The 13,695-nt window shown below is 70.6% G+C and carries 11 protein-coding genes; 5 read left to right on the top strand and 6 right to left on the bottom strand.

Annotated features, from left to right (window positions below; all coding sequences use genetic code 11):
* Nucleotides 1-25 precede the first annotated feature (25 nt).
* Complete coding sequence (locus G446_RS0102340) at nucleotides 26-1,009, bottom strand: alpha/beta hydrolase (protein ID WP_026408924.1); 984 nt, start codon at nucleotides 1,007-1,009, stop codon at nucleotides 26-28.
* A gap of 196 nt (nucleotides 1,010-1,205) precedes the next feature.
* On the opposite strand from G446_RS0102340, the gene G446_RS0102335 reads away from it, so the two are divergent.
* Entirely contained in the window at nucleotides 1,206-2,093 is an 888-nt protein-coding gene (locus tag G446_RS0102335; RefSeq protein WP_026408923.1) for a LysR family transcriptional regulator, read from the top strand.
* A 24-nt stretch (nucleotides 2,094-2,117) separates the two neighbouring features.
* Here the strand turns inward: G446_RS0102335 and G446_RS0102330 are convergent, their stop codons facing one another.
* Together G446_RS0102330 and G446_RS0102325 are read right to left on the bottom strand one after the other, a co-directional pair.
* Nucleotides 2,118-3,131, bottom strand: coding sequence for an aldo/keto reductase (locus G446_RS0102330; RefSeq protein ID WP_026408922.1), 1,014 nt, complete (start codon nucleotides 3,129-3,131; stop codon nucleotides 2,118-2,120).
* A 174-nt stretch (nucleotides 3,132-3,305) separates the two neighbouring features.
* The gene (locus G446_RS0102325) at nucleotides 3,306-4,574 is read right to left on the bottom strand and encodes an ATP-binding protein (RefSeq protein WP_026408921.1); all 1,269 of its coding nucleotides are present in this window, start codon (nucleotides 4,572-4,574) and stop codon (nucleotides 3,306-3,308) included.
* A 367-nt stretch (nucleotides 4,575-4,941) separates the two neighbouring features.
* On the opposite strand from G446_RS0102325, the gene G446_RS15480 reads away from it, so the two are divergent.
* The gene (locus tag G446_RS15480; RefSeq protein WP_051285573.1) at nucleotides 4,942-5,961 is read left to right on the top strand and encodes an alpha/beta hydrolase; all 1,020 of its coding nucleotides are present in this window, start codon (nucleotides 4,942-4,944) and stop codon (nucleotides 5,959-5,961) included.
* Nucleotides 5,962-5,976: 15 nt separating this feature from the next.
* Here G446_RS15480 and G446_RS0102315 read toward each other — a convergent pair whose 3' ends face one another.
* The 3 genes from G446_RS0102315 to guaA form a co-directional block, all read right to left on the bottom strand.
* A complete protein-coding gene (locus G446_RS0102315; RefSeq protein ID WP_034468820.1) occupies nucleotides 5,977-7,194 on the bottom strand; it encodes an ATP-binding protein in 1,218 nt (405 codons plus the stop codon).
* Between the two features lie 66 nt (nucleotides 7,195-7,260).
* Nucleotides 7,261-8,478, bottom strand: coding sequence for a DUF2974 domain-containing protein (locus G446_RS15475; RefSeq protein WP_051285572.1), 1,218 nt, complete (start codon nucleotides 8,476-8,478; stop codon nucleotides 7,261-7,263).
* Nucleotides 8,475-10,082 (bottom strand): glutamine-hydrolyzing GMP synthase, encoded by a 1,608-nt coding sequence (gene guaA, locus G446_RS0102305; RefSeq protein ID WP_026408919.1) that lies wholly within the window; start codon nucleotides 10,080-10,082, stop codon nucleotides 8,475-8,477. Before guaA ends, G446_RS15475 begins: the two co-directional genes overlap by 4 nt.
* A gap of 284 nt (nucleotides 10,083-10,366) precedes the next feature.
* On the opposite strand from guaA, the gene G446_RS0102300 reads away from it, so the two are divergent.
* The 3 genes from G446_RS0102300 to G446_RS0102290 all read left to right on the top strand — a co-directional run bounded on the left by G446_RS0102300 (nucleotide 10,367) and on the right by G446_RS0102290 (nucleotide 13,608).
* Complete coding sequence (locus tag G446_RS0102300) at nucleotides 10,367-11,113, top strand: GntR family transcriptional regulator (RefSeq protein ID WP_026408918.1); 747 nt, start codon at nucleotides 10,367-10,369, stop codon at nucleotides 11,111-11,113.
* Between the two features lie 163 nt (nucleotides 11,114-11,276).
* Nucleotides 11,277-11,663, top strand: a complete 387-nt coding sequence (locus G446_RS0102295) for a hypothetical protein (protein ID WP_026408917.1) — start codon at nucleotides 11,277-11,279, stop codon at nucleotides 11,661-11,663.
* 289 nt (nucleotides 11,664-11,952) lie between these two features.
* Nucleotides 11,953-13,608, top strand: a complete 1,656-nt coding sequence (locus G446_RS0102290; RefSeq protein WP_026408916.1) for an MFS transporter — start codon at nucleotides 11,953-11,955, stop codon at nucleotides 13,606-13,608.
* Nucleotides 13,609-13,695 lie beyond the last annotated feature (87 nt).

Below are 13,695 nucleotides of genomic sequence, written 5' to 3'. Positions count from 1 at the left end.
GTCGCCCCGGACGCTCTGGTCCTGGTCAGGCGAGGCGGGTGTCGAAGAACCCGGTGAGCCGGTCCCATGGGATGGCGTTCTTGCCGCCGCCGTCGTACAGGTCGGTGTGGACGGCACCGGGAATGGTCACGAGCTCCTTGTTGTCGCCCGTGAGCCGGGCGAAGGCGTCCCTGCCCATGTAGTAGGAGTGGGCCGCCTCGCCGTGGACGATCATGACGGCGCTGCCGATCTCCTCGATGCAGCCCAGCAGGGTGGCGTTGATCAGCGAGGACCCGCCGATGACGGTCCAGCCGGCGTTGGAGTTCAGGGACCGGGGGTGGTAGCCGCGCGGTGTCTTGTAGTAGTCGTAGTAGTCCTTGACGAAGGCGGGCGCGTCCTCGGGCAGCGGGTCGACCACGCCGCCGGCCATGGCGTAGACGCCGGAGCGGTAGTCGGCGGTGCGCTGAGCAGCCACGGACGCCCGGGTCCGGTTCCGCTCCTCGGCGGAGTCGGCGGAATCGAAGTAGCCCTTGGCGGCCACGCGGCTCATGTCGTACATGGTGGAGGCGACCGTGGCCCTGATGCGCGGGTCGGCGGCCGCGGCGGCCAGGGCCATGCCGCCCCACCCGCAGATGCCGATAATGCCGATGCGCCCGGGGTCGACGTCGTCGCGCACGGACAGGAAGTCGACGGCGGCCTGGAAGTCCTCGATATTGATGTCCGGAGAGTTCATGCAGCGGGGCTCGCCGCCGGACTCGCCGGTGAAACTGGGGTCGAAGGCGATGGTGAGGTAACCGCGCTCCGCCATCGTCTGCGCGTACAGACCGCTGGACTGCTCCTTGACGGCGCCGAAGGGGCCGGCCACGGCCAGGGCGGGCGACTGGCCCCGCGCGTCCTTGGGCTTGTACAAGTCGGCGACCAGGGTGATGCCGAAGCGGGTGCGAAAGGCGACCTTCTCGTGGTCCACGGCGTCGGACTGCGGGAAGACCTTGTCCCACTGGGCGGTCGGTTCCGGGGTCTCATGGGTCATGTCGGCTGTCTCCTTCTGCGCGTCCGGGCACGGTGCCCGACACCTGCGGAACTCACGCTAGCCGCCCCATCATCATTACGCTAATGACTGTTCTATATATGCGATATGCTAAATCGGCATACCAGGTCCGTTCGGGAACGCCGACCGGGGCGCGCAGGACAACGCAGAACAAGAACGGACAGGAGGCGCATCGGGCATGGAGATCCGGACCCTGCGCTACTTCGCCGCCGTCGCGCACGAGGGGAGCATGACGCGGGCCGCCGCGCAACTGCACGTCTCACAGCCGACGCTGTCCAAGCAGGTGAAGTCGCTGGAGCGGGAACTGGGCCACAAGCTCTTCACCAGACGCTCGTTCCACATGGAGCTCACCGAGGAGGGCAGACTGCTGCGCGAACGCGCCGACGACCTCATCCGCCTGGCCGACCGCATCGAGAGCGACTTCCTCGCCCTCGCCGACGTCACCGGCGGCGACCTGCGCCTCGGCCTGGCCGAGTCCCACCAGGTGGGCCTGCTCGCCAGGCAGATCAAGCGCCTCAAGCGCTCCTGCCCCGGTCTGCGCTACCACATCACCAGTGGCGACACCGAGCAGGTGACCGAGAAGCTGGACCGGGGCCTGCTCGACTTCGCCGCCATCGTCGAGGACCCCGACGAGCGCGGACAGGGCGACTACGAGGTCCTCCCCCTGCCCGTGGCGGACACGTGGGGCGTGGTGATGCGGCGCGACGACGCCCTGGCCGGCATCGACGCCGTCACCGTGGACGACCTGGCCGGCCTGCCACTGTTCTGCTCCGAGCAGTCCTGGACCCGGGACATTCCCGCCTGGGCCGGGGAGCGCATGGGCGAGCTGCGCCTGGAGGGTACCTTCCGACTGCCCTACAACGGGTCGGTGTTCGTCCGCGAGGGCCTGGGCCACCTGCTGACCTTCGACCGCCTGGTGGACACGAGCGGGACCAGCGGCCTGGCCTTCAGACCGCTGGCCCCGGCGCTCGAGTCGCGCATGTACCTGATCTGGCGCAGAGGGCGGGTCCTCTCCCCCATCGCCGAGCGGTTCCTGGCCCGGGTGCGCGACTCGTTGTCGCTGTGAGGCGGCGGCCCGCGCCGCGGGGGCTCAACGCCGCTCGGTCGTCGAGCCGGCCAGCGGGGCGTCCCCGGGGCGGGCCAACGGGCCCACGAGCTCGTGGGGGACGTAGGGCTCCTCCAGGAAGGCGACGTCCTCCTCGGTGAGCGTCAGGTCCAGGGCGCGCACGGCGTCGTCGACGCGACTGGGCCGCGAGCAGCCCACGATGGGGGCGGCCACGCCCCTGGCCCAGTGCCAGGCCAGGGCGACGTCGGCCATGGCCACCCCGTAGCGCCCGGCGAGCTCGGCGACGCGCTCGATAATGGGCATGTCGGTCTCGCGCTCGCGGTCGTACTTGGAGCGCATGGTGGCATCGGTGGTCGAGCGCACGGAGTCGGAGTCCCAGGTGGGGCGCGTCAGGTGCCCGGAGGCGAGCGGGCTGTAGGGCGTGAGCGACATGCCGTACTGGCGGCACACGGGGATCATCTCCCGCTCGTCCTCGCGGTAGAGCAGGTTGTAGTGGTTCTGCATGGACGAGAACCTGGTCCAGCCGCCCGCGTCGGCCGCCATCTGCATATTGTGCAGCTGGTAGGCGTACATGGCGCTCGCCCCCAGGGCCCGCACCCTCCCGGAGCGCACGAGGGAGTCGAGGGCCTCCATGGTCTCCTCGATGGGGGTGGCGTAGTCGAAGCGGTGGATGATGTACAGGTCGAGGTAGTCGGTGCCCAGGCGCTCCAGCGTGCCGTCGATCTCGCGCTCGATGGCCGCGCGCGACAGGTGCCCCTCGTTGAAGTAGACCTTGGACGCCAGGACCACGTCCGCGCGCGCCACCCCCAGGTTCTTCAGCGAGGCCCCGATGAACTCCTCGCTCGTGCCGTGGGCGTAGACATTGGCGGTGTCGATGAAGTTGACGCCCAGCTCCAGGGCGCGGGCGATGACGGCCTGGGTGGCCTCCTGGTCGATGACCCACTGGTGGAAGTCCGGGAAGACCCTCCCGAAGCTCATGCCTCCGAGGCACAGCCTCGAAATGGTGATGTCCGTGGTGCCGAGTCGGGTGTACTCCATTGTCCGGTCTCCTTCGGTGCGCGAGTCGAGCGCGTCAGGGGCGCCCCGGGCCCAGTCTGCCCCGGGCGGGGCCCCGCAGCCAGGTCCTGGCGGATCCCCCCTCTCTCCCCCGCCCGGCGCCGCGACCCGCCCCCGGGGCGCGCCCGGCCGTTCCGCATCCCGCCGCCCCGGAACTCATGGACGCAGGCAGGCCAGCGGAATGACGAGGACGCCGTCGTCGCGGCGGTATGCGGTGGCGCCCGCGGTGACCACGGCGAGGAAGGACGGCTCGCCCATGCGATCCGCGTCCACGCGCTCACGCAGCCGCCTCAGGTGAGTCGCGGCCTCATCGAGCTGACGGCTGCCGAGCTTGACCTCGATCGGAGCCCACCGCCCGTCCGCGAGGACGATGACGGCGTCCGCCTCCAGCCCGGTCTTGTCCCGGTAGTGGAAGACGGCCCCGTCGATCGCCTCGGCGTAGACCCGCAGATCGCGCACGCACAGCGACTCGAACTGCAGTCCGAAGGCCTCGAAGTCGCGGAGCAGGTCGGCGGGCGTCCAGCGCATGACTGCGGCGCCGATCGACGGATCGACGAAGTGACGGGTCGGGCTCGTGCGAATCGCGGTCTTGGAGCGAAGCGCGGGATTCCACGCCGGCAGGTCCTCCACGACGTAGGCGCGGGAGAGGGCGTCGAGATAGTCGCTGACCGTGTTGGGCGCCATGGCGCCGTCGTTGACGGCCAGGTCCGCCGCGATCGTCGTCTGCGAGGCCCGGGTGGAGACGTGACGGGCGTAGGCGCGCATGAGCGCGCGCATACGAGTCGAGTTCCGCAAGACGCCGTCCATGCGGGCGACGTCGGAGTCTATGAGGCCCTCGACATAGGTCCGCGCCAGGCGACCGGGGACCGGCGCAGCACCCGCCGTGACGGCGGCGGGCCATCCCCCGCGGCACAGGACCCGGGCGATGTCCTCGACGTCGAGCGGGGCGACGTCGGCGACCTCCTCCTCTCCGTCGAAGAGACGCTGCAAGGAGATCCGACCGCTGGAGTCCTCCGACTCGAAGAGAGTCATGGTCCGCATGACCATGGGGGCGATCCTCCCGACGCCGGAGTGCGCCCCGCCGACGGTGGGCGTTGACGAGCCGGTGAGGATGAACTGCCCCGGCTCCCCGCGGAGGTCGACGGCGAAGCGGACGGCGTCCCACAACTGCGGCGCCATCTGCCACTCGTCGATGAGCCGGGGCGTTCGCCCCTCCAGAAGCGCCGAGGGCTTGGCATCGGCGAGTGCGAGGTAGGACGCGCTGCGATCGGGATCCTGGAGGTAGACGATGCTGGCGGCCTGCTGCAGGGATGTCGCCGTCTTACCGCACCACTTGGGCCCCTTCACCTGCACCGCGCCGCTGACGGCGAGAGCCTCGGCGAGCACGCCATCGGCGATCCTGGCCATATAACGTGCAGGCACCATCGACGCTCCTCAACCGAGAACACTGCTGTTTCGCGAATAAGTCTACCTCATTGCGTGAGTTGGACCGGTTCCGTTGCGCGAGTCGGACCGGTTCCGTTGCGTGAGTTGGACCGGTTTCATTGCGTGAGTTGGACCGGTTCCGTTGCGCGAGTCGGACCAGCGCCGGACGGGCGGGGCCCGAGTGGGACACGGCCCGATGCCGACGTGGCCAATATCATTGTGCCGCCTCGGGACAGCCCGAGCCTCCCCCCGGCGCCGTCAGGAGGGTCGGCCTACGATGACGCGAGCAGACCGGGCCCGGAGGGACACCGCACCCGGGACATCGGCGGCCCGTGGAGCCGCAACGCGAACGACGCGAAGGAGACGCATGCTCACCACGTCCAAGACCCTCAAGGTCGTTGGCGGCGCGGCGCTCGTCGCGGGCGCCTTCACCGCCTTCTCCCGCCTGCGCTACCGGCGCTCGGCGGCGGCGACCCTGGCCGAGTACACCGTGCTGCCGACCAAGGCGCTCAAGTCCCGCATACCGGTGACCGACTGGATCGCGCGGGCGGCGGGCCGACCCGAGCCCCGCCGGGCGCTGTCCTTCCCCTTCTGGTCGCGGTCCCACTACGACGTCGAGAGGCGCGAGGACGACGGCATGCCCGTCTACTACGTCAGGCCGTACGCGCCGTCGGACACCGTGGTCGTCTACCTCCACGGCGGCGGCTACGTCACCACGGCGTCCCTGGGCCAGTCCCTGCTCATCGACAACCTCACCCGCCGCACGGGCGCCGACTTCATCGTGCCGCTCTACCCGCTGGCGCCCCATCACACGTGGCAGGAGGCGCACCGGCTCGTGCTGGACCTGTGCGCGCGCACCCTGTCCGAGAACCCGGACAAGCGGATCATTCTCATGGGCGACAGCGCGGGCGGGGGCCTGGCCCTGGTCATCGCCCTGTCGCTGGCGGAGCGGGGCGTCCGCCAGCCCGACGAGCTGATCCTCCTGTCCCCCTGGGTGGACATCACCCACACGAACCCGGACATCGCCCACTACGCCGACGTCGACCCCCTCATGGAGCCCGGCCCGCTCACGACCGTGGGCGAGTCGTGGGCGGGCGACACGCCCACGAGCGACTGGCACCTGTCCCCCATCAACGGGGACCTGTCCGCGCTGCACCGGGTCACCACCTTCGTGGGCAGCCGGGAGATCTTCCTGCCCGACAATGCGCTCCTCCACGACAGGCTCGTGGAGGCCGGCGTCCACTCCGACCTGCACGTGGGGGAGAATCTCAACCACGTCTACCCGATGCTCCCCTCCCCCGAGGGGCGCCGGGCCCGCCACGAGATCATCCGGATCATCTCCGACCGCAGGGGCTCCCGGGCGCCGACGCCGCCCGCCGCCCGCTGAGGCGTCCGGCCCCGCTCAGATCGACCAGACCGGGACCGCCTCCACGTCGGCCGTCAGGGGGTAGGCCTCCCGGGTCTGGCAGATGACGGCGCCCGCGCCGACGTCGTAGTCGCCCACGTCGTCGAGGACGGAGAATCCGGCCGCGACCGCGCGGTCCACCGTCGCCGCCGTTTTGATCTCGACGGGATGGAGCACACGGCCCTCCTGGATGACCAGGTCGATCTCCCGCTTGCGGGCATCCCGGTAGAAGCGCACGTTCCTGGCGTCGCCGCCGGCGTTGAGGTGCGACTTGACGACCTCGCCGACGACGAAGGTCTCGAACATGTGGCCCGCCATCGCCCCCCTGCGCAGGGTCTGCGCCGTGTTCCACCCCAGCAGGTGGCAGGCCAGTCCCGTGTCCGTGAAGTAGAGTTTGGGCGTCTTGGCCAGGCGCTTGACGGCGTTGGACCACAGCGGGCGCAGCAGCCGCACCACGCCGGAGGCCCGCAGGACGGACAGCCAGCCCTGCGCCGTCTTGGCGTCGACCCCGGCGTCCCGGGCGAGGTCGCTGCGGTTGACGAGCCCGCCCGTGCGCGCGGCGCAGGCCACGAGGAAGCGGTAGAAGCTCTCCTCGTCCTTGACCCGGATGAGATCGCGCACGTCCCGTTCGAGATACGTGCGCACGTATCCCGTGTAGAAGGCGTCCCAGGACACCGAGGCGTCCATGAGCCGGGGCATGGATCCGCGGTGGATCGTGGCCCACAGGTCGAGGTCCTCGGGAGGATCGCGCCTGGCGCCGTCCGCGCCCGGCGTCGGGACGTAGGGGCCCCGTCCCCCGCAGCCGGTGAACTCCCGCAGGGACATGCCCGTCATCTCCAGGACCGCGACCCGTCCCGCGAGCGACTCGCTGACGCCCTGCATGAGGTGGAAGGTCTGGGAGCCGGTCAGCACCACGAGTCCCGTCTCATCGGACCGGTCGACGAGGAACTTGACCTGCTGGAACAGTCCGGGCGCCCGCTGAACCTCGTCGATGGCCACGGGCGGGCGGTTGGCGTCGAAGAAGAGCGCCGGGTCCTCCCGGGCGAGCACGCCGGCCCGGGGGTCGTCGAGCGTCACGTAGCGGAAGCCTCCGGGCAGCACGTGCTGGAGCATCGTGGTCTTGCCGACCTGGCGCGCCCCGGTGATCAGCACCACCTTGAACTGCCCCATGAGGGATCTCAGCGTCGCCTCGACCTCCCGGCGCCTGTACCGCACGACCGGCCTCCTTCCGGTATGTCCCCCACATTAGGGTGTGAAAATACGGAGTTCAACTCCGGATTTTCACGGGGCGCCGTCGCCGTCCTGCGCGTCCCGGCCCGCCGCCCCGCGCCCCCCGCCCGGCAGCAGCTCGGGGACGCTCCTGACGCCGAGCCGGAGCAGCGCCGTCGCCGTGTCGACCATGAAGTCCTTCGTCTCGGGGTCCAGGTCCGCGAACGCCCGCGCGGCGGTGGGGATATTGCGGCGCCAGTCGGCCCTCAGCTCGCGCGTGGTGCGCACCCGGCTCGCCTCGACGACCGAGTACAGGGTGTCGATGAACCGCTCCCGCTCCTCGTTCGTGCGACTGCTCAGCCAGGCGCTGATGGCGGCGTCGAGGTAGCGGGCGTCGGGCGCCAGGTCGTCCAGGTAGACGAAGTCCCGTCCGTCGACCCGCCAGGAGAACGGGTCGTGCTGCCAGATGAGCAGGCGGTTGCTCTTCACGACGCGGAACCCCTCCTGCTGCTCCAGGAGCATCCCCACGAGGGAGGACTGGGGCAGGGTCTTGTCGATGCGCGGCGCCACGTTCGCGAATTCCCCGGTGGCCAGGAACTCGGGGAGGAAGCCCGGGCCGTCGTGGGAGAAGACCCTCGTAATGCGCCCGCCGACGTCGGACGGGACGCTCGCCGCCGCGTAGACGGCGAGATTGCCGCCCTTGGAGTGGCCCCCGACGACGAGCTCGCCGTCGAGACGGCCCGCGACGTCGGCCAGGTAGCGCGCCGCCGCGACCTGGGAGGGCACGGGGCAGCGGAAGGACAGGTTGAAGTCCTCCTTCCAGCCCACGAGTGTGGAGTCCGTGCCCCGGAACGCGACGTAGGACAGGTCGTCGGTCAGCCGGAACGTCACGGCGGCGAACTGCTTCTCGGCCCGCACGTCCGTGGACTCGACGTGGCCGACGACGCGCACGTCGCGCAGCCGCGGACTGGCGGCCGCGGCGGCCAGCAGGCGCAGGCCGTCCTCCTCGCCCCACATGCCCGCGAAGTAGTCCCCGAAGTACTCGGCCCGGTGCAGGTCCGCCAGGTGCACGCCGTCCCACCCGCGGATCCCGGCCACGACCTCGTCCGCGTCCGCGGGGATCCGCAGGTACGCCATCCAGGACAGGATCAGGCTGTCCACCGCGCACAGCCCGCGCCGGGAGAACGTCTCAAGCTCCCGGCGCGCGTAGTCGAGCATATTGCCCGCGCGCGGCGCCGCCGGCCGCGCCGGCTCCACGGCCCCCGCCGCCCCGGGCCGGTCGGCGCTCACTCCCACTCGATGGTGCCGGGGGGCTTGGAGGTGCAGTCGAGCACCACCCGGTTGACCTCGGGCACGCCGTTGGTGATGCGCGTGGAGATGCGCGCCAGCACGTCATAGGGCAGGCGCGCCCAGTCCGCCGTCATGGCGTCCTCGCTGGACACCGGCCGCAGCACGATCGGGTGGCCGTAGGTGCGCCCGTCCCCCTGCACGCCCACGCTCCTGATATCGGCCAGCAGCACCACCGGGCACTGCCAGATCCCCTCGTCGAGTCCCGCGGCGGTCAGCTCCTCGCGGGCGATGGCGTCGGCCGCCCGCAGGATGCGCAGGTTCTCGGCCGTCACCTCGCCGATAATGCGGATGCCCAGGCCCGGGCCGGGGAAGGGCTGGCGCGCCACGATCCCCTCCGGCACGCCCAGCTCGCGGCCGATGGCGCGCACCTCGTCCTTGAACAGGGCGCGCAGCGGCTCGATGAGCTCGAAGTCGAGGTCCTCGGGCAGACCGCCCACATTGTGGTGGCTCTTGATATTGGCCGCGCCCTGACCGCCGCCGGACTCGACGACGTCGGGGTAGAGCGTGCCCTGGACCAGGAAGCGGATCCGGCCCCCGGCCGCGCCGACCTCCTCCACGACGCGGCGCTGGGCCGCCTCGAAGGAGCGGATGAACTCCCGGCCGATGATCTTGCGCTTGGTCTCGGGGTCCTTCACCCCCGCCAGCGCCGCCAGGAACCGCTCGGACTCGTCGACGGCGATGACGCGGATGCCCATGCCCCGGGCGTAGTCGTGCTCGACCTGCTCCCTCTCGCCGGCGCGCAGCAGGCCGTGGTCGACGAAGATGCAGGTGAGCCGGTCCCCGATCGCCCGGTGGACGAGGGCGGCGGCCACGGAGGAGTCGACGCCGCCGGACAGGCCGCAGATGACGTGGGCCTCGCCCACCCGCTCGCGGATGGCGGCGACCTGCTCGTCGATGATGGAGCCGGGGGTCCACGTCGGCGCGATGCCGGCGCCGTCGTGCAGGAAGTTGGCCAGGACGGCCCGCCCGTACTCGGAGTGGAGGACCTCGGGATGCCACTGGAGGCCGAACAGGCGGCGCGAGCGGTCCTCGAAGGCGGCGACGGGGGTCTGCTCGGTGGAGGCGGTGACGGCGAAGCCCGCCGGCGCGGTCCGGACGGCGTCGCCGTGGCTCATCCACACGGTCTGCCGCGCGGGCGTTCCGGCGAACAGGCGGGAGGCGGTGTCGACGTCGGCCCCGGTGCGCCCGTACTCGCGGGTGCCGGTGCGCCCGACCACGCCGCCCAGAGCCCGGGCCATGACCTGGAAGCCGTAGCAGATGCCCAGCACCGGCACCCCGGCGTCGAAGACGGCCGGATCCATGCCGGGGGCGCCCTCGGCGTAGACCGACGCCGGCCCGCCGGAGAGGATGATGGCGGCGGGGCGGGTGGCGAGCATGGCCTCCGCCGTCATGGTGTGCGGGACGATCTCGGAGTAGACGCGGGCCTCGCGCACGCGGCGGGCGATGAGCTGGGCGTACTGGGCGCCGAAGTCGACGACGAGGACCGGGCCGGAGGGCCCGCCCTCACGCGCTTCGGGGGCGGGACTGGTCGGGGTGGTCGTCACGCGCCCAGGATAGCGGCGACCGCGCGCCCACCGGCACGTGACACGACTATCACCCCTTTGTCTGTACATGACGGACCCACCCTCCTAACCTCGTGCGCACCGGGGCCTTGCGCGCCGTCCGCCACTCCGCTATATCTGTCATTACAAAATGATCATCAATGGCGGGCGCGCCGCAGCACCCGCGGACCCGAATTCCACGTCGTCGGGGCGGGTCCGGTCGCGGCGGCGACCGGGCCGGGCGTCGAATGTATGATGGAACGCCCCATCGCCTTCAGGGAAGTTCCATGCCCGCCACACCGTTCCGGCCCGACATCCCCATCGATCGCACGAGCGGGACCCCCCTCTACAGCCAGATCGCGCAGGCCCTGGCGGCCCTCATCCTCGACGGCGCGCTGGAGCCCGGGACCCGGCTCGAGGACGAGGTCTCCATGGCCCGGCGCCTGGAGGTGTCGCGCCCGACCGCCCGGCAGGCGCTCCAGCGCCTGGTCGATCGCGGCCTCATCTCGCGGCGGCGCGGGGCGGGGACCGTGGTCACCTCCCCCCACGTGCGCAGGCCCATGGAGCTGTCGAGCCTCTTCTCGGACCTGACCAGGAACGGGCACGAGGTGTCCACGACGATCATCGAGTACTCCATGCACCCGGCCGACGAGGAGGAGGCCGAGCACCTGGGCGTCGAGCCGGGCGCCGGCGTGACGAGGATCCGGCGCCTGCGCCGCGCCGACGGCGAGCCGATCGCCCTCATGGACAACCTCCTGCCGGCGGCGATCGCCCCCTCCTACGAGGATCTGGAGCGGGAGGGGCTCTACAACCTGCTGCGCGCGCGGGGCGCGGTGCCGGCCACCGCCGTCCAGTGCGTCGGCGCGCGCAACGCGACGGCCGCCGAGGCCGAGGCCCTCGGCGAGAAGCGCCGGGCGGCCCTGCTGACCGTCACCCGCACCGCCTACGACGCCTCGGGGGCCGTCATCGAGCACGGCGCACACCTCTACCGGGCCTCGCGGTACTCCTTCGAGACCAAGCTGTTCAGCGCGTAGGCGCCGACCGGGCGGCGGGGCGGTCCCGACAAGAAGAGGACCACGGCACGTTTTGTCTGGACAAATCGTTGACATTTGCGCTCCGCCCCGATTGAATGTGGGGTCACGGGCCGCACCCGGCGAGGACGCCACCCGCGGCCGCACCCCACGGAGAGAGCAGTTGATGAGCATCGAATACACGCCCGGCCCCCTTCTCACGGCCACCCGCACCACGCCGACCGTCCTGTGGAACGACTCCGCCGACCCCGACGAGCTGCGCCAGTCGATCTCCTTCGGCTGCGTGGGCGCCACCTGCAACCCCACCATCGCCTACACCTGCATCAACCAGAAGAAGGAGCGCCGGCTGCCGCGCATCGCCGAGCCCGTCGCCCCGCGGATCATGAAGACGCTGCTGTCCATCCCCGAGTTCGTGCGCGCCTACGAGCCCGACGGCATGACCCCGGAGGAGTTCGACACCTACGGCGCCACCGTGCGCACCCTGCGCGGCTTCCTCCAGGCCGACGCCGACCTGGACGCGCTGGTGCGCGACGTCATCATGCCCCAGCCGTGAGCCCGACCCCTCAAGGAGATCCCGACATGCTCAATATCGCCGTCATCGGCGGCTCGCCCACCCCGCTGCACATCCCCATCTGCTGGCCGCCGCCAGGGCCGGCAAGGCGGTCCTGTGCGAGAAGCCCATCGCCCTGGACATGAAGGACGTCGAGGCGGCCCGCTCCGAACTCGACGCCGTCGAGGTGCCCGTCATGTTCGGCTTCAACCGCCGCTTCGACCCCACCACTACCCGCCCACCACTACAACCCCCGCGGCGCCGTCGCCGCAGGTCTGAGAGGAGACCCCCTATGTCACAGGGAGTCACAACGTCCCTGCGCGAGCTCACCAGGGAAGAGCTCAATGAGGCGGTGGCCAGGACCCCGGCCTCGGGCAAGCACCGGGGCGTCGTCGCCATCGCCGCCGTGGCCACGCTCGGCTCACTGCTCTTCGGCTACGACACCGGCGTCATCTCCGGCGCCCTGCCGTACATGTACATGCCCCACGCCGCCAAGGGCCTCCAGCTGACCGCGCTCGAGGAGGGGGCCATCGGCGGCACCCTCCTGGTCGGGGCCGCCATGGGCGCGCTGCTGGGCGGGCTCATGTCGGACCGCTGGGGCCGGCGCCACAACATCACGGTCCTGGCCGCCCTGTTCTTCATCGGCGCGATCGGAACCACCATCGCCCCCAACGTGTGGGTCATGTACCCCTTCCGCGTCGTCCTGGGCTTCGCCGTCGGAGCCGCCTCCGCGACCGTCCCCGTCTACCTGGCGGAAACGGCGCCCAAGCGCATCCGCGGCTCCATCGTGGCCATCGACCAGCTCATGATCGTCACCGGCCAGCTGCTCGCCTTCTCGATGAACGCCATCATCAACTCCATCCAGGGCGGCCCGAGGATCACCATCGCCGACGACCCCAGCGGGCACTTCTCGCCGGGCACCTACGTCTTCGATGAGATCACCAAGCTCCAGGCCTCCAAGGGCGGCCCGATGAACGCGACCGACTACCACGCCTTCCTCGACCAGCTCAGCATCAGCGCCGGCAACGGCCAGGCCTGGCGCTACATGCTCGTCCTGTGCTCCATCCCGGCCGTGGCCCTGTGGATCGGCATCCGCCTCATGCCCGAGTCCTCGCGCTGGTACCTGGCCAAGGAGCGCCTCCACGACGCCATCGGCTCCCTCAAGCGCGTGCGCGTGCCCGAGAAGGACGGCCCCATCGAGGACGAGATCATGGAGATGGTCGAGGCCCGCCGGCGCGAGAAGGAGGAGGAGTCCCAGCGCAAGGGATTCGGCCATGTCATGGCCACGCCATGGCTGCGCAAGCTGCTCCTGGTCGGCATCTTCCTGGCCATCGTCAACCAGACCACCGGCGTCAACACCGTCATGTACTACGCCCCCAAGGTGCTGGAGTACGCCGGCATGTCCACCTCGGCCTCCATCACCGCGCAGGTGGCCAACGGCGTCATGTCGGTGATCGGCTCGTCCCTCGGCATCTGGCTCATCCTGAAGTTCCGCCGTCGCCAGGTGCTCATCGCCGACGTCATCGGCGTGGGCATCACCCTGCTGGGCATCGCCGCGACCTTCCAGTTCTTCATCGCCCCGCACATGGCCGACCACACCGCCCCGCCCGCCTGGGCCGCCCACCTCATCCTGGGCCTCATGGCCGCCTTCATGCTCATCGCGCAGTCCTCCAACGGCACGATCGTGTGGACGATGATGGGCGAGATCTTCCCGGCCAACGTCCGCGGCATCATGAACGGCACGGCGATCTTCTGCATGTGGACCGCCAACGCCATCATCACCTGGACCTTCCCGCGCATGATGGAGACCCTGGGCGGCGGCACCACCTACACCATCTACGGCACTCTCAACCTGGTCATCGCCGTCATCCTGTTCAAGATCATGCCGGAGACCAAGGACAAGTCCCTGGAGGAGATCGAGGTCGAGATGGAGAGGCGCTACTCCTGACCCCGGCTCCGACGCACGCGCTCCCGGAAGGAAGTCCCAGATCAGGACGAAGTCCTGCTGCCAGGTCCGTTGCACGGGCCGGCCGTC

The organism is Actinomyces dentalis DSM 19115 (genome assembly GCF_000429225.1).
GTDB lineage: Bacteria > Actinomycetota > Actinomycetes > Actinomycetales > Actinomycetaceae > Actinomyces > Actinomyces dentalis.
Note: the sequence above shows the minus strand (reverse complement) of the source record. Positions and strands in the feature narration are given on the sequence as shown.

Bases quoted from the DNA above. Each gene is read 5' to 3' on its own strand.
- G446_RS0102295 (WP_026408917.1), top strand. From the start codon at position 11,277: ATGAGCATCGAATACACGCCCGGCCCCCTTCTCACGGCCACCCGCACC.
- G446_RS0102340 (WP_026408924.1), bottom strand. From the start codon at position 1,009: ATGACCCATGAGACCCCGGAACCGACCGCCCAGTGGGACAAGGTCTTC.
- G446_RS0102325 (WP_026408921.1), bottom strand. From the start codon at position 4,574: ATGGTGCCTGCACGTTATATGGCCAGGATCGCCGATGGCGTGCTCGCC.
- G446_RS0102330 (WP_026408922.1), bottom strand. From the start codon at position 3,131: ATGGAGTACACCCGACTCGGCACCACGGACATCACCATTTCGAGGCTG.
- G446_RS0102335 (WP_026408923.1), top strand. From the start codon at position 1,206: ATGGAGATCCGGACCCTGCGCTACTTCGCCGCCGTCGCGCACGAGGGG.
- G446_RS15480 (WP_051285573.1), top strand. From the start codon at position 4,942: ATGCTCACCACGTCCAAGACCCTCAAGGTCGTTGGCGGCGCGGCGCTC.
- G446_RS0102290 (WP_026408916.1), top strand. From the start codon at position 11,953: ATGTCACAGGGAGTCACAACGTCCCTGCGCGAGCTCACCAGGGAAGAG.
- G446_RS0102300 (WP_026408918.1), top strand. From the start codon at position 10,367: ATGCCCGCCACACCGTTCCGGCCCGACATCCCCATCGATCGCACGAGC.